22 protein-coding genes and 2 pseudogenes are annotated in these 25,455 nt (G+C 63.1%); 1 reads left to right on the top strand and 23 read right to left on the bottom strand.

Annotation, left to right across the window (positions count from 1 at the left end):
• Nucleotides 1-16: 16 nt before the first annotated feature.
• The 12 genes and pseudogenes from hflC to ndk all read right to left on the bottom strand — a co-directional run bounded on the left by hflC (nt 17) and on the right by ndk (nt 13,078).
• Nucleotides 17-919: a protease modulator HflC gene (hflC, locus tag DRB87_RS09095; protein ID WP_017231567.1), complete on the bottom strand. Its 903-nt coding sequence runs from the start codon at nt 917-919 to the stop codon at nt 17-19.
• A 12-nt stretch (nt 920-931) separates the two neighbouring features.
• Nucleotides 932-2,536 carry an FtsH protease activity modulator HflK gene (hflK, locus tag DRB87_RS09090; RefSeq protein WP_240756238.1) on the bottom strand — a complete coding sequence of 535 codons (1,605 nt, stop codon included), beginning with the start codon at nt 2,534-2,536 and terminating at the stop codon, nt 932-934.
• A pseudogene (hflX, locus tag DRB87_RS09085) lies at nt 2,503-3,671 on the bottom strand (GTPase HflX). The gene hflK and the pseudogene hflX overlap by 34 nt, the downstream one beginning before the upstream one ends.
• Nucleotides 3,672-3,770: 99 nt before the next feature.
• Nucleotides 3,771-4,007, bottom strand: coding sequence for an RNA chaperone Hfq (gene hfq, locus DRB87_RS09080; protein ID WP_010807283.1), 237 nt, complete (start codon nt 4,005-4,007; stop codon nt 3,771-3,773).
• Between the two features lie 126 nt (nt 4,008-4,133).
• Nucleotides 4,134-5,471, bottom strand: a complete 1,338-nt coding sequence (der, locus tag DRB87_RS09075; protein WP_017231564.1) for a ribosome biogenesis GTPase Der — start codon at nt 5,469-5,471, stop codon at nt 4,134-4,136.
• Between the two features lie 77 nt (nt 5,472-5,548).
• The gene (bamB, locus tag DRB87_RS09070; protein WP_165385420.1) at nt 5,549-6,724 is read right to left on the bottom strand and encodes an outer membrane protein assembly factor BamB; all 1,176 of its coding nucleotides are present in this window, start codon (nt 6,722-6,724) and stop codon (nt 5,549-5,551) included.
• A 98-nt stretch (nt 6,725-6,822) separates the two neighbouring features.
• On the bottom strand, nt 6,823-7,452 hold the full coding sequence (locus DRB87_RS09065) for a tetratricopeptide repeat protein (RefSeq protein ID WP_017231562.1): 630 nt from the start codon (nt 7,450-7,452) through the stop codon (nt 6,823-6,825).
• A gap of 32 nt (nt 7,453-7,484) precedes the next feature.
• Nucleotides 7,485-8,861: a histidine--tRNA ligase gene (gene hisS / locus DRB87_RS09060; RefSeq protein WP_130025657.1), complete on the bottom strand. Its 1,377-nt coding sequence runs from the start codon at nt 8,859-8,861 to the stop codon at nt 7,485-7,487.
• 21 nt (nt 8,862-8,882) lie between these two features.
• On the bottom strand, nt 8,883-10,163 hold the full coding sequence (gene ispG, locus DRB87_RS09055) for a flavodoxin-dependent (E)-4-hydroxy-3-methylbut-2-enyl-diphosphate synthase (protein ID WP_039829649.1): 1,281 nt from the start codon (nt 10,161-10,163) through the stop codon (nt 8,883-8,885).
• 18 nt (nt 10,164-10,181) lie between these two features.
• A complete protein-coding gene (locus DRB87_RS09050; protein ID WP_165385265.1) occupies nt 10,182-11,210 on the bottom strand; it encodes a RodZ domain-containing protein in 1,029 nt (342 codons plus the stop codon).
• Nucleotides 11,211-11,471: 261 nt separating this feature from the next.
• On the bottom strand, nt 11,472-12,593 hold the full coding sequence (rlmN, locus tag DRB87_RS09045; RefSeq protein WP_130025655.1) for a 23S rRNA (adenine(2503)-C(2))-methyltransferase RlmN: 1,122 nt from the start codon (nt 12,591-12,593) through the stop codon (nt 11,472-11,474).
• Between the two features lie 59 nt (nt 12,594-12,652).
• Nucleotides 12,653-13,078: a nucleoside-diphosphate kinase gene (gene ndk, locus DRB87_RS09040; RefSeq protein ID WP_017231638.1), complete on the bottom strand. Its 426-nt coding sequence runs from the start codon at nt 13,076-13,078 to the stop codon at nt 12,653-12,655.
• A 444-nt stretch (nt 13,079-13,522) separates the two neighbouring features.
• On the opposite strand from ndk, the gene DRB87_RS09035 reads away from it, so the two are divergent.
• Nucleotides 13,523-14,188 carry a Bax inhibitor-1/YccA family protein gene (locus DRB87_RS09035; RefSeq protein ID WP_369751541.1) on the top strand — a complete coding sequence of 222 codons (666 nt, stop codon included), beginning with the start codon at nt 13,523-13,525 and terminating at the stop codon, nt 14,186-14,188.
• Nucleotides 14,189-14,419: 231 nt separating this feature from the next.
• On the opposite strand, the gene rlmD is transcribed toward DRB87_RS09035, so the two are convergent.
• The 11 genes and pseudogenes from rlmD to DRB87_RS08985 form a co-directional block, all read right to left on the bottom strand.
• Nucleotides 14,420-15,967, bottom strand: a complete 1,548-nt coding sequence (gene rlmD, locus DRB87_RS09030; protein WP_370363783.1) for a 23S rRNA (uracil(1939)-C(5))-methyltransferase RlmD — start codon at nt 15,965-15,967, stop codon at nt 14,420-14,422.
• 111 nt (nt 15,968-16,078) lie between these two features.
• Complete coding sequence (locus DRB87_RS09025) at nt 16,079-16,855, bottom strand: 3'-5' exonuclease (RefSeq protein WP_130025654.1); 777 nt, start codon at nt 16,853-16,855, stop codon at nt 16,079-16,081.
• A gap of 114 nt (nt 16,856-16,969) precedes the next feature.
• Complete coding sequence (gene rpoS, locus DRB87_RS09020; protein WP_130025653.1) at nt 16,970-18,055, bottom strand: RNA polymerase sigma factor RpoS; 1,086 nt, start codon at nt 18,053-18,055, stop codon at nt 16,970-16,972.
• A 15-nt stretch (nt 18,056-18,070) separates the two neighbouring features.
• On the bottom strand, nt 18,071-18,844 hold the full coding sequence (locus DRB87_RS09015) for a peptidoglycan DD-metalloendopeptidase family protein (protein WP_240756292.1): 774 nt from the start codon (nt 18,842-18,844) through the stop codon (nt 18,071-18,073).
• A gap of 86 nt (nt 18,845-18,930) precedes the next feature.
• Nucleotides 18,931-20,078, bottom strand: a pseudogene (locus DRB87_RS09010) (protein-L-isoaspartate(D-aspartate) O-methyltransferase).
• A complete protein-coding gene (gene surE, locus DRB87_RS09005) occupies nt 20,075-20,836 on the bottom strand; it encodes a 5'/3'-nucleotidase SurE (protein WP_130025651.1) in 762 nt (253 codons plus the stop codon). The pseudogene DRB87_RS09010 and the gene surE overlap by 4 nt, the downstream one beginning before the upstream one ends.
• A 164-nt stretch (nt 20,837-21,000) precedes the next feature.
• Nucleotides 21,001-21,819 carry an ABC transporter permease gene (locus DRB87_RS09000; RefSeq protein WP_017231422.1) on the bottom strand — a complete coding sequence of 273 codons (819 nt, stop codon included), beginning with the start codon at nt 21,817-21,819 and terminating at the stop codon, nt 21,001-21,003.
• 33 nt (nt 21,820-21,852) lie between these two features.
• Nucleotides 21,853-21,975 (bottom strand): hypothetical protein, encoded by a 123-nt coding sequence (locus DRB87_RS23925; RefSeq protein ID WP_255501469.1) that lies wholly within the window; start codon nt 21,973-21,975, stop codon nt 21,853-21,855.
• 6 nt (nt 21,976-21,981) lie between these two features.
• Complete coding sequence (locus DRB87_RS08995) at nt 21,982-22,794, bottom strand: ABC transporter ATP-binding protein (protein WP_130027800.1); 813 nt, start codon at nt 22,792-22,794, stop codon at nt 21,982-21,984.
• On the bottom strand, nt 22,794-23,825 hold the full coding sequence (locus tag DRB87_RS08990) for an ABC transporter substrate-binding protein (protein ID WP_017231419.1): 1,032 nt from the start codon (nt 23,823-23,825) through the stop codon (nt 22,794-22,796). The genes DRB87_RS08995 and DRB87_RS08990 overlap by 1 nt, the downstream gene beginning before the upstream one ends.
• Nucleotides 23,826-23,929: 104 nt before the next feature.
• Nucleotides 23,930-25,132, bottom strand: a complete 1,203-nt coding sequence (locus DRB87_RS08985; protein WP_130027799.1) for a CaiB/BaiF CoA-transferase family protein — start codon at nt 25,130-25,132, stop codon at nt 23,930-23,932.
• Nucleotides 25,133-25,455: the final 323 nt, after the last annotated feature.

Here is a 25,455-nt window from a genome sequence, read left to right as displayed (position 1 = left end):
TCGGATGTCAAGGACGCTATTTTCGCGCTTTTCCGGCCGGCGCGCCAGCCGCGCCGCCGGAACCACGCATGAATCGGAAGAAATCGCTGTTCGGATCGGCAATGATCACGTCGCGCTTGTCACGGAAGGTGGCCTTGTACGCTTCGAGGCTCTGATAGAACTGAGCGAACTGCGGATCGCGACCGAACGCCTGCGCGTAGATACCGGCAGCCGTCGCATCGCCCTCCCCCTTGACCTGCTGCGCCTTGGCATAGGCCTCCGCCACGACCACGTCGCGCTGGCGGTCGGCATCGGCGCGAATCTGCTCGGCCTCGGCCGCGCCGGTCGAACGCAATTCGTTCGCCACGCGCTTGCGCTCCGCCGCCATCCGGCTATAGACCGAATCGCTGATACCTGCGGCCAGATCGACCCGGCGCATCCGCACATCGACAATTTCGATGCCGACTTGCGCAGCGTCCTCGCCGACCTTCTGCTTCACCCACTGCATGACCTGATCGCGCTGCGACGACACGACTTCGGTCACGGTGCGCTTGGTGAATGCTTCCTGCAACGCCGAGCGAATCTGCTGCGTCAGACGATCCTGCGCGAGGCGGCTATCCCCCTTGAAGCTGACATAGAACTTGCGCGGATCGACAATACGCCACTTCACGTACGAGTCGACGATCAGGTTCTTCTTCTCGGCCGTGATGAAGCGTTCCGGCTCGGGGTTGTCGATGGTCATGATGCGCTTATCCAGATACAACACGGTCTGGAGCGGCGGCGGCAATTTGAATTTCAGGCCGGGCTGACTATAGACGTCCTTGATCTCGCCCAGCGAGAACACCACGGCATAACGGCGCTGATCCACCACGAACATGGTCGAGGCAAGCACGATCAACAAAACGATCAGCGCGACAATAACGGTTCCAATACGGTTCATGCGCTTATCCCCTTAGCGTGAATCGCGTTCGCGGTTGCGCAGTGCCGCGCGCGATCGATCATGGTCAACATCGCTGCCGTCATCGGCGGCGGGCGAACCCGCGGCCTTCCCCGTGCTGGCGCCCGAGGCCGGTGCCGGGGCCGACGCGTCGCCACGCGAACGCTCCATGATCTTGTCCAACGGCAGATACAACAAACTGTTGTTCTTCGAATCCACCATGATCTTCGTGGTGCGCGAGTAGATCTGCTCCATCGTGTCGAGATACATCCGCTCGCGAATGACGCCCGGCGCCTTCGCATACGCTTCCTGCACCGACTTGAAGCGATCGGCATCGCCCTGCGCCTGCGACACAACGCGCGCCTTGTACCCGGCCGCCTCTTCCGTCAGACGCGACGCCGTGCCCTTGGCGCGCGGAATCACGTCATTAGCGTAGGCCTGCGCCTCATTCTTGGCACGCTCCAGATCCTGACCCGCCTTCACCGCATCGTCGAACGCGGCCTGCACCTGTTCAGGCGGCTGCACGCTTTGCATCGTCACGCTCGTGACCAGGATGCCGGTCTTGTAACCGTCGAGAATGCGTTGAATCGACGTGACGAGTTCATTGGCGATTTCTTCGCGGCCAGCGTAGAGCACGAAATCCATGTTGCTCTTGCCGACAATCTCGCGCACGGCCGTTTGCGCGGCCAGATTCACCGACGATTCGGCATCCACGTTATTGAACAGGAACTCGGTGGCGTCCTTGATGCGGTACTGCACGGCAAAGCGCACGTCGATGATGTTCTCATCGCCGGTGAGCATCGACGAGTCCTTCAGATCGGTGTCGCGAATGGTGTTCGAGCGGCCGATTTCGACCGAACGGATCTGCGACATGTTGACGATCTCGACCGCCTGGAACGGATATGGCAGACGCCATTGGATACCTGACGTCGTGGTGTACTTGTACTTGCCGAATTGAGTGACGACGCCGACCTGCCCTTCCTGGACGATGAAGACGCCCGTTGCCAGCCAGATAAGGAATGCCAGCGCGACGACCACGCCGACGCCGATACCCGAGCCACGCGAGCCCCCGGCGCCGCTATTCGAGCCGCCGTTACCGCTCCCACCGCCCTTGCGGCCGAAGATACGGTTAAGACGCCGATTGAAATCGCGCCACAGTTCATCGAGGTCGGGCGGGCCGTCCTGCTGCGGACCTTGCGGTCCGCGCTGCGGCTCCTTCTGATCCTGCGAATTCGGATTGTTCGAACGATCGGGGCGGTTCGGTTCCTGATTACCGGACGGCGAATCGCCGCCGCCGTCCCGCCCCAGCGCGGGTCGTTCAGGGAGAAGATCAAGCCAACTCGTCGCATCAAAGCTTTTGGAAGCATAGGTAGAAGCGTGGTGACTGAAGCGGTCTTGGCGTTGCGACCGGCACGCCCACTTCGGAGTGCGCATGCTGCCGGTTCGCGCGTGGTTCCCGAATCTGGTGTGCCGATCGGCGGCCTTGACCGGCCTCCGTCTGGTCTCTTGCCAGGTCGTCGCCCTCGTTGGGCCGTGATGCCGGAAATCCCCATGGCAACCCGACCTACATGGTGCAACGTCTCGTGTTATCTGTCTTCTGCGCGCGGCGCATCGTCCCAACGGTCGATGAGCCGGACATCGGGCGCTTCTTGCTGCGATTGTAACCCAGCAGTGCTGGCCACAACCGCCTCGCTGATGGCCTCACGCAGCAGGTCGAGGCCCTGGCCGGTTCGCGCGCTCAAAAAGACTCGCGTGATGCGCCCGGTTTCATCCCGCTCGATCCTCGGTCCCTGTGCGGCCAACTCAGGCACCGCGTCGATCTTGTTCCAGACGAGAATCTGCGGGATGTCCGCGGCATCAATCTCCGCCAAAACGGCGTTGACCTCGGCCATCTGCTCCTGACGCACCTGACTCGAGGCGTCCACCACATGCAACAGCATGTCGGCGTGCACCGTCTCCTCAAGCGTCGCCCGGAATGCCGCCACCAACTGGTGCGGCAACTCGCGGATGAATCCGACAGTATCGGACAGCACGATGTTCCCGGCATCGCCAAGATATAGGCGACGCGACGTGGTATCGAGCGTGGCGAACAGTTGATCCGCGGCGTAAGCGTTGGCTTTCGTCATCGCGTTGAACAGCGTGGATTTGCCCGCGTTCGTATAGCCCACGAGCGAGATCGACATGGTGCCGCTGCGCTTGCGCGCACGTCGCTGCGTGTCGTGCTGGCGCCGGAGCTTCTCGAGCCGGACCGTGAGCGACTTCACTCGCTCGCCGAGCAGACGACGATCGGTTTCCAACTGCGTCTCACCCGGTCCGCGCAGACCGATACCCCCCTTCTGACGTTCCAGGTGAGTCCAGGCGCGCACGAGGCGCGTGGACAAATACTGCAACTGCGCAAGTTCGACCTGCAGCTTGCCCTCATGACTCTTGGCGCGTTGGGCAAAGATATCGAGGATCAAGCTGGTGCGGTCAACCACACGGCACTGCAGCAGATGTTCGAGGTTACGCTGCTGACCGGGGTCAGGGCGTGATTGAAAATCACCAGTTCGACGTCGTACTCGTGGATCGCGGCACGCAGTTCTTCGGCTTTGCCACTACCGATGAACAGCTTCGCGTCCGGGCTACGGCGACGGCCGGTAACGGTCACGACAGGCGTGGCGCCTGCGGATTGCGTCAGAAGGTCGAGTTCTTGGAGACTGGCTTCGAAATCGAGTTTGCCGAAATCGATGCCGACGAGCGCGGCGTTGATGGTCAAGCTACGCGGGGAGTGGGTATTGGGACTGTTGGACAAGAGCGGGCGATGGGGAAGAGAAATTCGCCCGGCCGGAGTGACTCCCGGTCGGGCGAGCCTGAATCAGGACTGCTCGGCTTCCGGATGGAAATTCACCGGACGCGCAGGCACGACCGTCGAAATGGCATGCTTATAAACCATTTGGGTGACCGTGTTGCGCAGCAGGACGACATACTGGTCAAACGACTCGATGTTTCCCTGCAGCTTGATACCGTTGACCAGATAGATCGAGACGGGAACATGCTCCTTACGCAAGGCGTTCAGAAACGGGTCTTGTAGAAGTTGCCCTTTGTTGCTCATATATAACTCCGTTGTATTTTTAGCAAATGACCGTAAGTCAAGGCGTGTGCGCGCTTCCCGCCTTGACTTCCACACTATAGCTGATTTTGCTAGCGTCGCCAGCAAAACCCCGCCCGGGTTTGGCTTTCATTCGCCCTTGGCGTAAGGGTTCGCGCTGTTGCGAAACTCTATGCGTAATGGAGTGCCCTTCAACTTAAAAGTTTCCCGGAAACGATTCTCCAGATAGCGGCGATAGCTGTCGGTCACGCCATCGAGACTATTCCCGTGGATGACGATGATCGGCGGATTCGAGCCCCCTTGGTGCGCGTAGCGCAACTTCGGACGCGAGAACCCGGAACGCCGCGGCTGCTGGTGCTCCACCGCCTCGTTGAGGGCGCGCGTGAGCTTCGGCGTCGGCAACTTGGTCATGGCCGCCGCGTACGCATCGTCCACCGAACGCATCAGCGGGCCAATGCCTGTGGACTTCGTCGCCGAGATAAAGTGAAAATTCGCAAAGCCAAGGAATTTGAGTTTTCGCTCAAGCTCCTGCTTGATCTGGTCGCGCGAATACTCGTCCAGCCCGTCCCACTTGTTCACGCCGACGACCACCGCACGTCCCGACTCGACGATGAAGCCGGCAATGTGCGCGTCCTGATCGGAGATGTCCTGACGGGCATCGAGCATGAGGATCACGACGTTCGCATCGGCAATCGATTGCAGTGTTTTCACAACCGAAAACTTTTCAACCGCTTCGAACACCTTGCCACGACGACGCAGCCCCGCCGTATCGATCAACGTGTAGTTTCGCCCTTGACGCTCGAATTCGATGTGGATCGAATCGCGCGTGGTCCCCGGCATGTCGAACGCGATCACGCGCTCTTCGCCGAGCAGCGTGTTGACCAGTGTCGACTTGCCAACGTTAGGACGCCCGACGATCGCGATCTTCACTCGCCCGTCGTCGCGCGTGCTGTCCTCGTTCTCGTCCTGATTGGCATAGAACGGCGCGATGGCTTCGTCGATGACTTCCTTGACACCGTCGCCGTGTGCCGCCGAGATCGCCAGCGGATCGCCCAGGCCGAGTTCGTAGAAGTCATTCGCGACCGCACTGTACTTCATGCCCTCGGCCTTGTTGACCACGAGCATGATCTTGCGTCCCGTCTTGCGCAGATAGTCCGCGATGATCTGGTCTTGCGGCGTCAGGCCCTGACGCCCGTCCACGATATAGATCACCACGTCGGCCTCGACCACGGCCTGACGCGTCTGCTTGGCCATTTCGTGGAAAATGCCGTCCTTGGCCACGGGTTCGAAGCCACCGGTGTCGATCACCAGGTACGGATGCTCGCCAACGCGCCCCTCGCCATAGTGACGGTCGCGCGTGAGCCCTGGCATGTCGGCGACGAGCGCGTCGCGCGAGCGGGTCAAACGGTTGAATAGCGTCGATTTGCCGACGTTGGGGCGCCCTACGAGCGCGATCACGGGTTTCATGAATAAGCCTAAAAACGAAGACGGCCGGCGCGCTGCCGGCCGTTCCCGGAAAATGCCCGGGTGCTGCCGGTCACCGGTTAATCCGGACGGAAGCCGTAAATGTTGCCGTCGCGCGTTTGCACGACGAGCGTCTGGCCGGCGAGAATCGGCTGTGCGCTGATCGCACCACTGAGCTTGACGCGGGCGAGCAGTTCGCCGTTCTCACGCGACAGGAAATGCAAATAGCCCTGCTTGTCGCCCACCACCACGACGCGGCCGAGCGCCAACGGCGCCGACAAATCGCGGTACTTGAGCTTGTCGTTCTGCCACAGTGTACTGCCATCGGCAGCGTTGAAAGCGTAGACGGCACCGTCCGTGTTGACCGCCGCCACGACGCGCTCGTCTTGCGTCACACCATTCGGCGACGAAAAATCACGCGCCCACAGGCCATTGCCGGTCTGCACGTCGGCGCATCCCACACGACCCTGGAACGTGGCGCCGCACACCTGGCGGCCGAAGACGACCGGCGTGCCCGTGACGTCGTTCACACGCTCCACCTCGGTCACGCCCTTCGGGTACGACAGCGGCGTGACCCAAAGCGGGTTGCCGGTGTTGGCATCGAGCGCCACCAGCTTGCCACCCGGGAAGCCCGTCACGACCGCACGATCGCCCAAAAACGTCATGCCGGTCCCGGTGCGCAGGGTCAGCGTCGACGTCGGCTGCGAGTACGACCAGCGCACAGAACCGGTGGTGGCGTCAAACGCCGTCACCCGGTTGTTGATCGCGCGCACGACGACCAGACCCCGACCGACCAGCGGCGCCGTGAGCACTTCGCTACCGGCATTGGCCTTCCAGGACGCCTTGCCGTCGTGATCGAACGCGATCACGTCGCCCTTGTGCGTCGCGACGACCGTCGTCTCGCCATCGCTGCCCGGACCGGCGGTGATGTTCGTATCCGCCTTGGCCGACCAAGTCGAGGCGCCCGTGTCGGCATCCACGCGCACGATACTGCCGTTGGCGCCCGCCGCAAACACGGCATTGCCCACGGCGACCGGTGCGAAGCTATAGGCGCCGGACTTACCAACGCTCGCCGTCCAGATCTGCTTGACGTTCAGCGCCTGCTTGAACTCCGTGAGCGGCGTCGGCTCATGCGCCGGCTTGCTGCCAAAGAGTCCGCACCCTCCCAGCGTACCCAGCACGGCCAGCATCGTCACGGCGCTGCCCGCGCGCTTGAAAATGCCACGGCGCGTCGAGACGGACTGTGACATGGCCATCGTTTGCGGCATCGATCGACGGAAGTCGTTAAAGATCATCATGTACCCGATTTTGCGTTATGGGAGGGTAATACTTGCCAACGGAATGCCGACGCGCGTCAGGCCCCCAGCGCGTCGAGCTTGAACTGAACGAACTGGCGCATGCCCGAGTCCTGCTTATCGAGCTTGTCGAGTGCCAGCTTGTATGCGGCCCGCGCGTCGGCCATCTTGCTCTGTGCGACGAGCACGTCGCCACGGCGATCAGCAAACAGCCCGGCATACGGCGCCGGCGGATTGTCGAGCAGCTTGAGCGCCTCGTCGTACGCCTTCTCGTCGAGCAGCACACCGGCCAGACGCAGCTTGGCGAGTTGCTTGTACTCGTCGTCTTTCGCGTTCGACACAGCCCATTGCAGTTGCGCCTTCGCAAGCGCCACATCGCCAGCGTCCGCCAGTGACTTGGCTGCCAGCAGCGCCGTCATCTGGGCGTAAGGCGTACCGCTGAACTTGCTTTCCATGTCCGACGCGATACGCGCCACCTTCGCCTTGTCCTTGGCGTCGATTGCGGTTTCCAGCTCGCCGTAAAGCACACCAGCCTCGACAGTCTGCTTGCGGTCGTAATAACGCCACAGGTTCCAGCCACCATAGGCCAGCATGATGACGACCAGCATCCAGACAACGTAATTGCCGTACTGCTTCCACCAGGCCTTTACGTTCTCGATCTGTTCCTGTTCCTCGTGATAGCTGCTCATTCGCCGGGGTTCTCCGTGTCTGGCGTCTTGGGTTAATGAAGCGTCGTATTCGCCGTGCCGTCGTCGGCCAGGCTTTCGTTCACGCTTTCGTCGGCACTGGCGACGATGGCGTCGATCAGGTGCTCCGCGAGGGCCTCGAACGCCACGCTCGTCTGGTTGTTCGCCGGATCGGCGGCACGCAGATGCTTGACCACGACGGTACCCGACGCCACTTCGTTTTCACCGACGATGATGGCGAAGTTCGCGCCGCTCGCATCCGCTCGCTTCATTTGCGACTTGAAGCTGCTGCCCTTGCCGTCCGGGCTGCAATGGAACACGACGTTCAACCCGGCGTCGCGCATGCGCTCGGCCGCGATCAAGGCCGGCGCAACCGCCGCCTCACCCTGGTGCACGACGTAGACGTCGGCCCCTTCGGCCTGCGGCACGAGGTCGTCTTCACGCAACAATTCGAGAATTCGCTCAACGCCCATCGCCCAGCCGCACGCCGGCGTGGCGTCGCCACCCAGTTGCTCGACAAGCGGATCGTAGCGGCCGCCACCGGCGACCGTGCCCTGCGCGCCCAGCTTGTCGGTCACCCATTCAAACACGGTCAGGTTGTAGTAATCCAGACCGCGCACCAGGCGCGGATTGATCGTGAACGGGATGTTGTTCGCCTTGAGCAGCGACTGCACGCCTTCGAAGTGCTTGATCGAGTCCTCGCCGAGGTAATCGATGAGTTTCGGCGCCCCTTCGACCATCGCCTGCATCGCCGGGTTCTTCGTATCGAGCACGCGCAATGGATTCGTGTAGAGACGGCGCTTGCCGTCTTCGTCGAGCAGGTCGACGTGCTTCTCGAGATAGGCAATCAGATCGGCGCGATGACGCGCACGCTCTTCGCCCTGGCCCAGCGAATTGAGTTGCAACTGGATGCCGGTCAGGCCGAGATCGTCCCACAGGCGCTGGCACATCAGGATGATTTCGACGTCCGCATCCGGGCCGGCAAGCCCCAGTGCTTCAACCCCCACCTGGTGGAACTGGCGATAGCGGCCGCGCTGCGGCTTCTCGTGGCGGAACATCGGACCGAAGTACCACAGGCGCTTCGGGCCGCTGTACAGCAAATTGTGTTCGAGCGTGGCGCGAACGGCCGCAGCCGTTCCCTCGGGGCGCATCGTGAGCTGCTCGCCGTTGAGCGAATCGGTGAAGCTGTACATCTCCTTCTCGACGATATCGGTCACTTCGCCAATACCACGCGTGAACAACGACGTGTGCTCGAGGATCGGCGTGCGGATCTGCTGATAGCCGTAGGCGCGCAGCATGGCGCGCACCGATTCCTCGAAAAACTCCCACAAGGCTTCATCCTGCGGGAGGATGTCGTTCATGCCTTTGACCCCGGCCAGTTTGGCGGGGCGCTTCTTCTTTGCGTCAGTCATATTTTCTTGTGTCCTGCCTGCTTAGGCGGTGACCGCTCCTTCGGTCTGAGCGTAGCGGGTCTTCACGTACTCGTCGACGATCTGCTGGAACTCTTCGGCGATACGATCGCCGCGCAGCGTGCGGACCTTTTCGCCATCGACAAAGACCGGCGCGGCCGGCGACTCGCCCGAACCCGGCAAGCTGATGCCGATGTTCGCGTGCTTCGATTCCCCCGGACCATTCACGATGCAGCCCATCACCGCCACGTTCATGGTCTCGACGCCAGGATATTGAGCCTTCCATACCGGCATTTGTTCACGCAGATATGTCTGAATACTGGAAGCGAGTTCCTGGAACACCGTGCTCGTCGTGCGGCCGCAACCCGGGCAGGCGATGACCATCGGCGCGAACGCACGCAGGCCCATCGTCTGCAGGATTTCCTGCGCCACGACAACTTCCGCGGTACGCGCACCGCCCGGCTCGGGCGTGAGCGAGATGCGGATCGTATCGCCGATCCCTTCCTGCAGCAGCACCGACAGCGCCGCCGTCGACGCCACGATACCCTTCGAGCCCATGCCGGCTTCGGTCAATCCCAAATGCAGCGCGTAGTCGCAGCGCTTGGCCAGTTCGCGATACACGGCGATCAGATCCTGCACGGCGCTCACCTTGCACGACAGCAGGATCTTGTCGGCCGACAGACCCACGCGCTGCGCCAACGCCGCCGACTCGAGCGCCGACGTGATGAGCGCTTCGTACATCACGCTTTGCGCGTCCCAGGGTTGGGCGCGCGCAGCGTTCTCGTCCATGATGCGTGCGAGCAACGCCTGGTCCAGGCTGCCCCAGTTCACGCCGATTCGCACCGGCTTGTCGTACTTGATCGCCATTTCGATCATCTGCGAGAACTGCGTATCCCGCTTGGCACCCTGCCCGACGTTCCCCGGATTGATGCGGTACTTCGACAGCGCCTCGGCGCACGCCGGGTAGTCGGCGAGCAGCTTGTGACCGTTGTAATGGAAGTCGCCCACGAGCGGCACGGCCACGCCCATGCGATCGAGCTGATCGCGAATCGCCGGCACGGCGGCGGCCGCTTCCGGCGTGTTCACCGTGATGCGCACCAGTTCCGAACCCGCCTGTGCGAGTTCCTTGACCTGAATGGCCGTGCCGATCGCGTCTGCGGTATCGGTGTTGGTCATCGATTGCACGCGAATCGGCGAGTCTCCACCGACCGTCACGAGCTGGCCGCCCCAGCGGATGGCGACCTTACGCGACTGACGACGAGGTGCCGGACCGCCGATGATCGGCATGCATTCTACAGAAGCCATGATTACCCTCTTTCGGTCTCACTGCAGCGTCAGACGCGCCACATTACCCGCATTGCGGGACTTGATCTCGACCGGTTGACCGTTGAATTCCAGCGATTCGACGCCCGCCACGTTGCCCACAACGATCTTGAGCGGCGCATCGCCCGTAATTTCCTGTGCGGTGCCAGCGCGCATCAGCTGGGAGAACAGCACCTTGCCCCCCTTCGAACGCACTTCGACCCAGCTATCGGATTTCAGCCGCAACGAAATTTTGCCAGTCCCGGGCGCGACCGCGCTGACCACAGATGCCGGCGTGGGTGCCGCCGCCGACGGCGAACTCGCCCCGGCGAGCCCGGCAACCACATGCGTCGGGTCGGCCGCGGCGAGCAGGCCCGGGCCCGCCGCCGTCGTGGCCGAAGCGCTGTCGACCGTGCTTTCCGTATTGCCGATGTTCGCGCTTTCCGCGCCCGGCGGCGTGCCATTGGCGTCGGCAACCACTGGCTGGCTGGCGGGCTCCACACCCTGCGCCGACACAGCGCTGGCCAGCTCGGCCGGCTCGACCGACCCACGGCCCGCCTTGTGGGCGTTGCCGAAGTACCACGCGGCGCCCGCGATCACGACCAGAGCCACCAATGCCCAAGGCCATTTGGCCTGCGACGCGGCGACCGGCGAGCGGAAACGCACCGGGCTCTTCGGGATGCTGGGCTGGCCCACCGGCGCCTGCGGAACATCGACGGCAGCGGCGCGGCCGAAACTGCGCAGCGGCTCGATCATCGGCTCCGGGTCGGCCCCGAGCATACGTGCATAACTGCGCACGACCCCCAGAATAAACGGGATTTCCGGCAGCGCTTCCCACTCGCCGGTTTCCAGACGCTTGAGCTTTTGCACCGAGATTTTCAGGCGCGCCGACACGTCTTCGATCGACATGCCGCGCTTCTCGCGCAATGCGGCCAGTTGCGCCCCCACCTGCGCCCCCAGCTCAGCCCATCCGGCGGCCGCGCCCTGTGACGCGCCCGGGCCCTGAGCCTCGGCTTGCCCGCCGGCTTCCGCCTGATTCTGGTTATCCATCGATACGCCCCCGTTCGTAAGCAGCCGCCCGCAGCGGCTGAGGATATGCTGACCACAATTCCCCGCCATCACCTGCCGTGCGCGCGGCGTAAGGATCTGCTCGGCGCATCAGAAGTTTCTGCAAGGAACTGAAGGAATCGCGCAGGACACAAAACGCGCCCTGCGCAAGGAATGCTGTCGTGCGAGACAGATCCGACGAGCGACATGGCACGCGCGGGGCCGACGGCCCTCGCCACGGTCCGCGCTCGCCCATGCGCAACGTCATACGGTACGCACCTCGACCGCGATTTTCCCGAATTTACCGCGCTGTGCAAGTCGCGTGCGATCCTGCACCTCGCCGGCGAGTTGACCGCAAGCGGCGTCGATATCGTCGCCGCGCGTCTTTCGTACGGTCGTCACGAGGCCCGCGTCGAGCAGAATTTGCGCAAAGCGCTTGATCTGCGGATCCTTCGAGCGCAACAGCCCGGACTCGGGAAACGGATTGAACGGGATCAGATTGAATTTGCACGGCACGTCGCGCGTCAGTGCGACCAGCTCGCGCGCATGCGCCTCGGTGTCGTTCACACCGTCGAGCATGCAGTACTCGAACGTGATGAAATCGCGTGGCGCCACTTCCAGGTAACGCTCGCACGCGCCCATCAGCTCGCGTAACGGATATTTCTTGTTGAGCGGCACGAGGACATCGCGCAGCGCGTCGTTCGGCGCATGCAGCGACACCGCCAGCGCCACGGGCAACTCCTGGCCCAGCCGATCCATCATCGGCACGACACCCGAGGTCGACAGCGTGACACGGCGCCGCGACAACCCATAGGCGTTGTCATCGAGCATCAGGCGCATCGCCCCCACAACATTCTCGAAGTTGAGCAGCGGCTCGCCCATGCCCATCATCACCACGTTGGTGATAACACGCTCGTTCTTGCCCTCGCGTCCGAGGTCGCGGCGCAATGCGAATTCGGCCATCCACAACTGACCAATGATTTCGCCGAGCGACAGATTGCGAGAGAAACCCTGCTTGCCGGTCGAACAAAACCGGCAATTGACAGCGCAGCCCGCCTGCGAAGAGACGCAGAGCGTGCCGCGCGTTTCCTCGGGGATGTAGACCGTCTCGACGGCATCGCCGTTGCCCACGTCCAGCAGCCATTTGCGCGTGCCGTCAGCCGACAGGTGGTCGGTGATGACATCGGGCGACGCGATCGTCGCGCGTGTGTGCAACTTCTCGCGCAGCGACTTGGCCAGATCGGTCATGCCGTCGAAATCGGCGGCGCCCATCTGGTGGATCCAACGCTGGAGCTGGCGGGCACGGAACGGCTTCTCGCCGAGCGAGCCGCAATAGGCGGCCAGACCGTCCGGATCGTAATCAAGCAGATTCGTGAGGTTGGTCATGACCTTGGTCCTTCAACATCCCTTCGGTAACTTCCTGCCATGGAGCGGCTAGACGCGACTTAGCGCGCGTAGACGTTCATGCCCGGGAAGAAGAACGACACTTCCACGGCAGCCGTTTCAGCGGCGTCCGAGCCATGCACGGCGTTGGCGTCGATGCTGTCGGCGAAGTCGGCGCGGATCGTGCCCTTCTCAGCCTTCTTCGGGTCGGTTGCACCCATCAGATCGCGATGCTTCGCCACGGCGTTCTCGCCTTCCAGAACCTGGATCATCACCGGGCCCGAGACCATGAAATCGACCAGATCCTTGAAGAACGGACGTTCCTTGTGCACGGCGTAGAATTGCTCGGCTTCGGCGCGCGACAGATGCACCAGCTTGGCAGCAGCGATCTTCAGGCCCGCGTTCTCGAAGCGGCTATAGATCTGGCCGATCACGTTCTTGGCAACGGCATCGGGCTTGATAATCGACAAAGTGCGTTCGACTGCCATGAAAAACTCCAAAAAATTAAGCAGTTATACAACCAACATGAACCCGTGATTGTAGCACGAAGGCTGTTATGATGGGGATGGAACCTACAGTGCGCATACCGCTCAAACGCAGGACGGCCGGGACGATCCGGCTTGTCGTGAAGTCAGGATCATCGCGGGATTCCGACACCCTCCCTACATAGGAGGGTTGGACAACGACGCGGCGGATTGAAATTCGGGCATTCGCCCTGACATTTTGAGAAGCGTCCGAGCGCTTTCCCCGCCATCTTTCGGTATCCTGTGACTTCGACGACGAGCCAGACGAATGGCTGCGGGGGATCGACCGGCGACAAAAGCCGGTTGTCGTAAGCGTCAAGAGGCGCTTGCCGGCCCCGCCGGCGGGCACAATGACCACGGAGAACACAAGATATGAACCAGGATTTCCAACGTTTCGGCTACGGCGGGATGCGCGACGTCACGACCGTACAGATGCGCAACAAGGTGCTGCGCAATACGTACTGGCTGCTCGCGTTGTCGATGCTGCCGACGATTGCGGGGGCCTGGCTGGGCGTGAACTATGGCTTCGCGCTGTTCGCGGGCAGCCCGATGGTCAGCATGATCGCGTTCCTCGCGATCGCATTCGGCTTCATGTTCGCCATTGAGCGCTTCAAGAACAGCGGCGTGGGGGTGGCGTTGCTGCTGGGCTTTACGTTCTTCATGGGATTGATGCTCACACGGTTGCTGAGCTTCGTGCTGGGATTCTCGAACGGCGCATCGCTCATCATGATGGCGTTCGGTGGCACCGCCGTGATTTTCGGCGTCATGGCAACGGTCGCCACTGTCAGCAAGCGTGACTTCAGCGGGCTGGGCAAGTGGCTGTTCATGGGCGTGCTCGTGATCCTGCTGGCCTCGGTCGCCAATATCTGGCTGCAACTGCCGGCGCTGATGCTGACGGTCTCGGTGATCGCCATCGCCATCTTCTCTGCGTACATCCTGTTCGATGTGCAGCGTGTCGTGAATGGGGGCGAGACGAACTACGTCACCGCGACGCTGGCCATTTACCTTGACCTGTACAACATTTTCACCAATCTGCTGGCCATTCTCGGCGTGCTCGGCGGCAATCGCAACTGACACGACCGGCGGGTGGTGCGGCGGGCAACTCCGCACCACGCCATGGAAGCGAAAAAGCCAGTCCTTCAGGACTGGCTTTTTCTTTGTGTAACGGGATTTTGCGATGTGTGGCCCACCCGATGCGCTAGTGGGCCGGGGCGCTCAGCCCCGCACTTCGCCCGCCCGGCGCCATCGGCCGCTGCGGCGCCGCGGCCGCCGCAACCAATGGCCAACGCCAACCATCACGTCCGATCAGGCCTCGTCGTGAATCACGCCGTCGCCACCGGTAGCACCGGCAATCGCTTCAACGCCCTCAATGCCCTGAATGCCCTCGACGCCCTGATCGGCGGAAGCATCCGACGCCGACACCCGCACCGTCGGCACCCACGGCTGGCCGATGCTCTCATGCTCGAACACGGCCATCGACTCGACGTGCGACGTGTGTGGGAACATGTTCACCACCCCGGCCAGCGTCAGGCGATAGCCCGCCTCATGCACTAGCACGCCCGCGTCACGCGCCAGCGTTGCCGGACTGCAGGAAACGTAGACGATGCGCTTGGGCAGGCCGTCGTAGCCCTGCTGCGCCAATTCGGCGAGCGCCTTCGATACCGCCAGCGCCCCTTCGCGCGGCGGATCGATCAGGTAGCGGTCAAACGCACCCAAGGCGCGAATATCCTCCGGTGTGATGTCGAACAGGTTCCGGCACGCGAATTCGGTCCGTTCGGCCACGCCATTACGTTGCGCGTTCGCGAGCGCGCGCTCCGTGAGCGCGGTGCTGCCCTCGATCCCCATGACGGTGCCGGCGCGACGCGCCAGTGGCAACGTGAAGTTCCCCAGGCCGCAGAACAGATCGAGCACACGCTCATGCGACGCTGGCGCCAGCAAGCGCAACGCGCGATGCACGAGCACACGGTTGATCTGATGGTTGACCTGCGTGAAGTCCGTCGGCTTGAACGGCATCCGGATCTGATATTCCGGCAGGGTGTAATGCAATTCCGGGTCCAGCGGGTAGAACGGCACCGCTGTGTCCGGCCCCTTCGGTTGAACCCAGAACTGCACGTGATTTGCCTCAGCGAAGGCGCGCAGAAGGTCTTCGTCCGCTGGCGTGAGGGGCTCGAGAATACGCAACACGAGCGCCGTCACCTCGGCGCCGATCGCCAGTTCGATCTGCGGCAGACGTTCCCGAATGGACAGCGACTCGACCAGGCGCCGCAACGGCACGAGCATGTCCGAAACGTGGCGGGGCAGCACTTCGCACGAGTCCATGTCGGCCACGTAGCTGCTCCTGCGCTCATGGAATCCGATGAGCACGCCCCCCTTTTTCGGGACGTACCGCACCGTCAGACGCGCGCGGAAACGATAGCCCCAGTCCGGCCCCTGGATGGGCCGAAGGATGGCTTCGGCCTTCACCTTGCCCAGACGCGCCAGATTGTCCTCGAGCACACGCTGCTTGATAGCGATTTGTGCACGCGGTTCGAGATGCTGCATCGAGCACCCACCGCACTTGCCGAAGTGCGGACACTGCGGCTTGGCGCGCATCGGGCTGGCGCGCAGCACATCAACGGCTTCGGCCTGCTCGAATTTGGGTTTGCGACGATAGCTGAGATAGGTGACGCGTTCGCCCGGCAGCGCGCCTTCGACAAAGATCACCTTGCCGGGCTTGTAGTCCGGTGTACCCGGCTCGCCCTCGGGCGCGGTGCGGCCGACGCCGCGCGCTTCCATGTCGAGCGATTCAATATCGATAATGCCGGGCTCGGCAGCCGGCCGGCCGCGTGAGGAATTTCGGGAGGAGCGGGTCACGTGGTTGTTCTCGTGTGCGACAGCAAACCGAACATTTTAATCGATTCGCTCGCCACTGACGTACGCTCGTTCGCGCAGCGCCGACATTCCCCCCGTCACAAACTCAGGCGATCACGCCCAGGCGGCGAGATATTCCTTCCAGTGCGGCGCCGCCTCCTCTTCGAGCGAGCGTCTCACGAATTCGATCTCCTGCGCGTACTCGGCCTGACGCAAGCCGCCCCGCATCAACTGAAAGCGGCAATAGACGAGATACGTGTTCACCACGTCCGTCTCGCAGTAATTGCGAATCTCCTCAAGCTTGCCCGCGCGGAACGCTTCCCAAACCTTGCCGCCGTCCATGCCAAGCTTGCCGGGAAACCCGCACAGCTTGGCCAGGTCGTCGAGCGGCGCGTTTGCACGGCCCTGATACATCGCCAGAAGATCCATCAAATCCAGATGACGTTGGTGATATCGGCTGATGTAGTTGTTCCACTTGAACTCGCGATCGTCCTCACCCATGTCCCAATAGCGCGGCGCGGCAATGCCGTGAATCATCGCGCGGTAATGCAACACGGGCAGGTCGAAGCCGCCGCCATTCCACGACACGAGTTGCGGCGCGTACTTCTCGATCGTGCGGTAGAAGCCGGAGACGAGTGCCTCCTCGCCATCGTCGAGCGTACCGAGGGATTTCACACGAAAACCGTCGCGATCGCGAAACACGCACGAGATTGCCGCAACGCGCTGCAAGTGCAACGGCAGGAAGTCGTGCCCCACCTTTTCACGGCGGGCGGCAAAGGCGGCGTCGGCCACGGCATCGTCGGACAGCCCGGCGTACGCCGGCTCGAGCTTGCGCAGGCCGTCAACGTCGGGGATCGTTTCAATATCGAAGACGAGGACAGGAGATGACATGGTCAGAATGTGAAGTGAAATTCAGTGCGCGCCGCCGCATCACGGCAACGTCATGGCATTCGCCCCCCGACGGCGCGGGCGGCGGATGGCGGCGGTCGTCGAGGTCGACACCAATCAGAGCACGGCGTCCTTGCGCACCCCGTTGGATGCGAAATAGCGCTTGAGCTTGACGAGCGCCTCTTGCTGGATCTGTCGCACGCGCTCGCGCGTCAGCCCCATTTCGTCGGCCAGTTCTTCCAGCGTGGCAGGTTCCACACGGTTGAGTCCGAACCGTCGCTCGATGACGTAGCGATGCTTGGTGGACAGGCGCGAGAGCCAAAGGCGCATGAGGTCTTCCAGCTCGCGATGCTGCACCTCCTGCTCCGGGGCCGCACTGTGATCATCCGAGAGCAAATCGAGCAAGCTACTGCCCGGATCGATTTCCAGCGGCGCGTCGAGCGACGCTACATGCTCGTTGAGCGCGAGGATGTCGATCACCTCTTCGGGCGTTTTGCCGGTCAAATCGGCAATGTCTTCGATACTTGCGTCGCGCTGCTCGCCACCATCGACATACGCCGCACTCTTTTCAAGATGACGCTTCGCGCGCAGCACCTGGTTGAGTTCGCGAATCACATGCACCGGCAAGCGCACGGTGCGCGCCTGATTCATGATGGCGCGCTCGATGCTCTGGCGAATCCACCACGTGGCATAGGTGGAAAAACGAAACCCGCGCCCCGGGTCGAACTTTTCAATCGCATGCATCAAGCCGAGATTACCCTCCTCGATCAGATCGAGCAGTGGCACACCGCGATTGAGATAGCCCTTGGCAATGCTCACAACGAGACGCAAATTGCGCTCGATCATGACCTGACGGGCCGCAAACTCGCCAGCCTGGGCACGCGTGGAGTAATCGAATTCTTCCGCGGGCGTGAGCAGCGGTTTGACGCTGATACGGTTGAGATAGTGCTGGACGGTATCCGCCGTGAGTTCGGCCTGCAGCACCGTGCCGAAGTCCTCGGCCTCGGGCTTGCGCTTGCGGGCGGCGGTACCGGCTTCGGCCGCGTCGGACGACGACACGTCGTCGTCCTCCGCCGCCTCGCGCTCGTCGAAAGCGTCGTCCACGTCCTCGTCCTGCCGGGATTGCCGATCGTCGACTTCCTGATCGGGCTCCGGGGCAGCGAGGTCTTCCTCTTGCGAAGTGCGACGCTTTCTCTTGAGCATTCGACCCTGCCTAGTTTATTGAGGCGGCAAATACTTCATCGGATCTACAGGCTTGCCGTCGCGACGCACCTCGAAATGCAGCATGACACGATCCGCATCCGAGTTACCCATTTCGGCAATTTTCTGACCCCGCGTGACGGAGTCGCCTTCCTTGACCAACAGTGTGCGGTTGTGCGCATACGCCGTCAAGAAGGTAGCGTCGTGTTTGATGATGACGAGGTTGCCATAACCGCGCAGGCCGGCCCCTGAATACACGACCTTGCCCGCTCCCGCCGCATAGACAGGCTCTCCGACGGTCCCGCCAATGTTCAGGCCCTTGTTCTTCGAATCGTCGAAGCGGCCAACGACATTGCCCTTGGCCGGCCACGACAATTGCAACTCGCCACTCGACACAGCGGACGGTGCGGACGGCGCGGCCGTCGCCGACGCGCTGGCCGGCGGCGTCACGACCGCCGGTGGCACCGAGGCCACATTGTTGCTGGCGAGCGGCGCCGGCAACGGCGTGCCGGTATCCCCGGCGGGTGGCTTCACACGCAAGACCTGGCCAACCTCGATCTGATCCGCGTTCTGGATATTGTTCCAGCGCGCGATATCGCGATAGTTCTGACCGTTCTCCAGCGCGATGCGATAGAGGCGATCGCCGGGCTTTACGCGGTAATACCCCGCCGGCACCGGCGTGTTGTCGATGACAGGCGCTGCGCCTGGCGCACTACCGTCGGTCGCCACACCGCCTACGGTACGGTCGACGACCGGCGCCCCGACTTGTCGCGATGCGCACGCTGCCAGCATGCTCAGCAACAGGACGCTGGCGACGCGTTGTTGGAAACCCGCTCGCAAATTCACTCAAATCCTCCGCAGAATAAGGCCCGTCGGGCTTAGATGATGCCCGATTTTAAGGGGACGAATAACACCCTATCAAGCTGGGTCTCGCGCCACTGGCGCGTACCGGTGCGCTCGATGAGGGTCAAAATCTGTTGCTCACCGCCCACTGGCGCGATGAGGCGTGCGCCAACGGCGAGTTGATCGATCAGCGCGTCCGGGATTTCCAGTCCGGCAGCGGCAATCACAATGCCGTCGAACGGCGCGACCGCCGGCAGCCCTAGCCGCCCGTCTCCGTAATGCAGGCGAATATTCGGCACCCGCAGCGGTCGCAAGTTGGCCTTGGCACGCTCATGGAGCGGACGCACGCGTTCGATCGAGTACACGTCGCGCGCCACACACGACAGGACCGCCGCCTGGTAGCCGCATCCCGTGCCGATTTCCAGCACCTTCTCCAGCGGACGCCCGCCAGCAAGCAGCAGCTCGATCATGCGCCCGACGACCGATGGCTTGGAAATCGTCTGCCCGTGACCGATCGGCAGCGCCGCGTCTTCATAGGCCTGATTGGCGAGCGCCGCGTCGACAAATCCGTGACGCGGCACCGTGGCCAGCGCCGCCAGCACCCCGGGTGTTTGACGCCGGATGCGGCTACGCGTTCAGCCATCCGCGCGCGCACCCGCTCGGAGGTCAGTCCGATGCCATCCGGCGAATTCCCGAGCGCCGAGGCGCTCGCGCGTCCCGTGCCACCCGCCGAAACCTTCGTTGCCGTCACCCCACGCACCGCGCCCCTGGCACCGACGGCCGCGCCCGGCTGGGCATGCCCCGTCCCCGTTGTTTTGACGGTGGGCCGCGGCGCACCTTTCGCAGCATGCGGCGCGGGCTGCGCGTGGGGGGCGGACGCGGGTCGCGCAAGTCCTTTCGGTACGACCGCGTGCGGCGTCTGTGCGCCGCCGGGACGCGCCGACGCGCCGGCCATTGGCGTCGCGGCAGCCCGCAGGCCGCCGTGTGTATTCGGAGAAAGCGTGCCACCAGTCGGCGTCTTTCCGTTCCCTTGACTTGCGGGCGCCGCGGCGCGCGTCATCGCGGCAGGCGGCGCGCCGGCGGGACTGGCCCGCGACGCCTTGTCGAGCACCGGCGCCTGACGTTGCCGACGGCTCATCACATCGGCCAAGGGAAGAGGAAAACGCTTTGGCGGTGTCGTCATCGTTGGGTCACCCCTGCGCTGGCCAGCCAGTCGTGCACGACGCCAAGTCGTGCGGTATGCGTGAGATCCAGTTGCAAGGGAGTGACCGAGACGTAATCGTGCGCCACGGCATGAAAATCGGTGCCTTCGCTGCTGTCGCGCGCGTCGCCAGCCGGCCCGATCCAGTAAATCGTTTCGCCGCGCGGATTCTCCTGACGGATCACCGGCTGCGATTGATGCCGCTTCCCAAGTCGCGTCGCCACTGCGCCCTTAAGGCGGTCGTACGGCGAATTGGGGATATTGACGTTCAACAGGAAGGGCGCGCCCAGCGGGCGCTCCATATACCGCTCGACGACCTCGCGCGCCACGCGCGCCGCGCTATCGAGGTGATCCCAGCCTTTATGGACTTGCGAGAAGGCGAACGAGGGAATCCCGAACAGAAACCCTTCGGTGGCCGCCGCCACCGTGCCGGAGTAGAGCGTGTCTTCGCCCATGTTCTGGCCGTTGTTGATGCCGGACACAACGATATCGGGCCTTTCTTCGAGCAGCCCGGTCAGCGCGATGTGCACGCAGTCGGTCGGGGTGCCGTTGATGAACGTGAAACCGTTGCCGCCCTTGAACACCGACAGCGGCCGTTGCAGGGTCAGAGAATTGGACGCACCACTACAGTTCTGTTCGGGCGCCACTACGGTAATGTCGCCAAGCGGTGCCAGCGCTTCGTAAAGCGCGGCCAGGCCAGGCGCCTGATACCCATCGTCGTTGCTGAGCAGGATTCGCATGCGGCAATTGTAACCGAGGAAAGGTGCCCGGATATGACGCCGTCACAGCATCACGCCTGTCGTTGCGGCGATTCGGAGGCAACACAACGGCCACCGATCTGCCACAAATTTGCCGCCATGCCGTCACGACCGCCGGCGACATCGGCGTCGCCAGCGGCCATACCTCACATCTTCTCGGTCTCGCCGGCCTGCGGCTGCCACACGAGCAAACGCCGTTCGACCACACCCACAAGCCCGTCGAGCACGAGGGCAAACGCCGTCAGGATCAATACGCCGGCAATCACGGCGTTGATGTCAAACGTGCCTTCCGCTTGCAGAATCAGGTAGCCCACGCCGCGCGCCGACCCCAGATACTCCCCGACGACTGCACCGACGAACGCGAGTCCGACCGAATTATGCAGGCTGGAGAACACCCAACTGGTGGCGCTCGGCAGATACACGCGACGCAGCAACTGGCGCTGATTCGCGCCCAGCATGCGGGCATTCGCCAGCACGACCGGACTGACTTCCTTTACGCCTTGGTACACGTTGAAGAACACGATGAAGAACACCAGCGTGACGCCCAGCGCGACTTTCGACCAGATGCCAAGCCCGAACCACACGCCGAAGATCGGCGCGAGAATCACGCGAGGCATCGAGTTGGCCGCCTTGATGTACGGATCGAACAGCGCACCGGCGCTCGGCGAGAGCGCCAGCCACAGTCCCACCGCCAGCCCGAACACCGTGCCGATGACAAAGGCGAGCACGGTCTCGAGCAGCGTGACGCCGAGATGCAGATAGATCTCCCCGCCGGCGAACCACTGCCAGATCTGGAGCAATACCTTCTGCGGCTCGCCAAAGAAGAAAGCCGCCTTGTCGGGGCTGTCGAAGTAGAACGCGGGGAGCAGCGTCGGGCTCGTCAGGACGTACCAGACGAGAAAAGCCACCACCAGCAGCAGCCATTGCCACAACCGCAAGTGCCGCATGATCGAACGATTACGCATGACGAACGAATTCCGGGAATATCAGACGAGCGATCAGACAAGCCAATCGAACCCACCAAAGCCATCCAGCAAATCGACCCCATCCAGCCAGTCGAGCCAGTCCAGCCATTGCATCCAGCCGCACCCGCCGAACAGAAAGTCGGTGATTTGCCACATGACGTGTCAGACTGCCTTCAACTGTTGCGCATAGCCCTTGAGCACTTCCTCTCGCAGCACGTCCCAGATCTGGGCGTGCAGCTCGGTGAAGCGCGAATGCGTGCGGATTTCCGCCACATCGCGCGGACGCGGCAGATCGATGCGGAACTCCCCGATCGGATGCGTGCCCGGCCCTGCCGAGAGCACCACGACACGGTCCGATAGCGCTATCGCCTCGTCCAGATCGTGCGTGATGAACAGCACCGCCCGGCGCTTGGCCGCCCACAGATCGAGCAACTCGTTTTCCATGAGCTGACGCGTCTGGATGTCAAGCGCCGAGAACGGCTCGTCCATCAGAATGATGTCCGGATCGAGAATCAGCGTCTGCGCCATGGCCACGCGCTTGCGCATGCCGCCCGAGAGCTGGTGCGGGTAGCGATCGCCGAACCCGCCCAGCCCCACGCGCTTGAGCCACTCGTGTCCGCGCGCCTTCGCTTCATCGGCCGATACGCCACGGAACTCCAGCCCCGCGGTCACGTTGTCGATGGCGTTGCGCCAGGGCATCAGCGCTTCGGCCTGGAACATATAGCCGGCGCGCGAATTGATGCCCTTGAGCGCCTCGCCGAACACCTTGACGGTGCCGGACGACGGCACCAGCAGCCCGGCAGCGACGTTGAGCAACGTCGACTTGCCGCAACCGGTGGGGCCGACGACCGAGACAAACTCGCCCGGCGCAATGTCGAGCGACGTGTCGGCCACGGCCGTGTATCGCTTCGCGCGATCGTCTCGCGCGACGAACGTACACGTAATGCTGTCGAAACTCAGAGCCGGCGCTGTCATCATTTGTACTTGGCGTCGGCCTTCTTCGTGAATTCGTTCGTGAACGTCTTCGCCAGATCGATCGGCTTGCCCTTGACGGACTCGTCGAACGCCTGCAACGTACGCAGCGCCGTGGCCGGGCCGTCAGCGGGAATCAGGCCGTCCGGGGACATAGCCTCTTTCACGCGGCCCCAGGCATCGAGGTACAAGGCGCGGTCGCCCAACAGATAGGCGTCGGGTACCGTCTTGATGATGTCCGCCGGCCCAGCCGTCTGAAGCCAGCGCAACGCACGAACCATGGCATTGGTCAGCGCCTGCGTCGTATTCGGATTCTTCTGAATAAACGATTCGTTCGTGTACAGGCACCCCGCCGGCATATGGCCGCCGAACACCGACACCGTCTCCTTGAGCGTACGCGTGTCCGAGATCACGCGGATCTCCTTGTCGCGCTCGAGCATGGTGATCACCGGATCGAGGTTGACGATGGCGTCGATATTGCCCGAGCGAATCGCGGCGAGCGCACCGGACGACGCGCCGACACCAACGAACGCCACCTCGTTGGGCTTGACGCCGCCCTTGGCCAGCACGAAGTTCGCCATGATGTTGGTGGACGAGCCCGGCGCCGTCACGCCGATCTTCTTGCCACGAAGGTCGGCCAGCGACTTGTAATTCGGCATGGTCTTGTTCGACACGCCGAAGACGATCTGCGGGGCGCGCCCCTGCAGCACGAAGGCGCGGATGAACTGGTTTTTCGCCTGCAACAGGATCGTATGTTCGTAAGCGCCCGACACCACGTCGGCGCTACCGCCCACGAGGGCTTGCAACGCCTTCGAGCCACCGGCGAAATCCGAGATTTCGACGTCGAGACCTTCGTCCTTGAAGTAATTCAGGCGTTCGGCAATCGTGAGCGGCAGGTAATAGAACAGGTTCTTGCCGCCGACGGCGATCGCGACCTTGGTCTTCTCGAGTTTGCCTTGCGCGAAGCTCGGGCGAATGCCTGCGCCGATCAAGCCGGCTGCGGCCAGCGTCGTGACGAACTGACGTCTTTGCATGAGGTTTGTCTCCGTGGTTGCAGCGTTTTTTCTTGGTGTAACGTGCTTATTCGCGAGCCGCGGACAGTGCCGCGCCCCGCGGTCTAGCGCGAGATCGGCTCAGCTCAAATGACGCCGTTCTCGCGCAGTGCCTTGATTCGTTCGGCATCATAACCTAGTTGCCCGAGCACCTCTTCGGTGTGCTCGCCAAGTGCCGGGCCGAGCCATTGCGTCTGCCCCGGCGTTTGCGAAAGCTTGGGCGTGACGTTCGGCAGATCGATGGGCGTGCCGTCCGGGAACGTGTGACGCTGAATCATCTCGCGCGCGATGAACTGCGGATCCTTGAACATGTCGGCCACGGTATAGATACGGCTTGCCGGCACGTCGGCCCCTTGCAGGACCGCCAGGGCATCATCGATCGGACGCGCGCGCGTCCATTGGCCGATGGCGTCGTCGATTTCCTGCGTGCGCGGCACGCGGCCGTCGTTGTGCGCCAGGGCGGGATCGTCCGCCAGATCGGGCCGGCCGATGGCGCGCATCAGCCGCTTGAAGATCGGATCGCTGTTGCCGCCCACCACGATCATGCCGTCGGCGCACGGATAGGTGTTCGAGGGCACGATCCCCGGCAGCGACGCGCCCGTGCGCTCGCGCACCATGCCGGCCACACTGTACTCGGGCACCACGCTCTCCATGAGGTTGAAAACGGCCTCGTAAAGGGCGACGTCGACCACCTGCCCCCGCCCGCCGTTCACATTGCGGTGATGCAACGCCATCATCGCGCCAATCACGCCGTGCAGCGCCGCGATGGAGTCGCCAATGGAAATGCCGATGCGCGGCGGTGGCAGGTCCGGATACCCGGTGATATGGCGCAGTCCGCCCATCGACTCGGCAATCGCACCGAAGCCGGGCCGGTCACGGTACGGCCCAGTCTGCCCGTAGCCCGACAGGCGCACCATCACGAGCCCCGGATTGTCGGCCGAGAGTTGCTCGTACCCCAATCCGAATCGCTCAAGCAGCCCGGGACGGAAATTCTCGACCACGATGTCGGCCTGCGCGGCGAGCTTGCGCACGATCTCCTGCCCCTCGGCAGACTTGAGGTTGATCGTCACCGACTTCTTGTTACGGGCCTGCACGGCCCACCAGAGCGACGTGCCGCCCGCGTCGGGGTGCAGCTTGCGCCACTTGCGCAACGGATCGCCGTGCTGCGGATCCTCGATCTTGATGACTTCGGCGCCGAACTCCCCCAGCATGCGCGCGGCAAACGGACCCGCGATGAGTGTGCCGAGTTCGAGCACCTTTACGCCGGCGAGCGCACCGCGCGCCGGCAGACCGGCGGCGCCCCCCCCTGCGACGAGGTGGCTTCGGAAGACGGGCCGGCGGCGGATGCCGTAGACGCCGGGGCGGGACCTTGCGGCAATGCAGACTCGAACGGCTTGGACGACTTGGACAACGCGTGGACTCCTGTGCCTCGTCGACGGGCATCGCCGTCGACTTCGAGGCGCCGCCGTCAGCGGCGCCTGTCGCAATGGGTGGCAAACGAAGCTCGTATAGTAATTCGACAGTCCGCGATCGGCCAACCATCGCGCAGCGATTCCCGGAAAGTTCCGGGTTGAATGGTCGCGAAATCCGATCGGGCAACCCGGGGTCGCTC

The organism is Pandoraea sp. XY-2 (genome assembly GCF_004193915.1).
In the GTDB taxonomy this organism is placed as follows: Bacteria; Pseudomonadota; Gammaproteobacteria; order Burkholderiales; family Burkholderiaceae; genus Pandoraea; species Pandoraea cepalis.
This window is presented reverse-complemented; position numbering and strand designations above follow the sequence as displayed.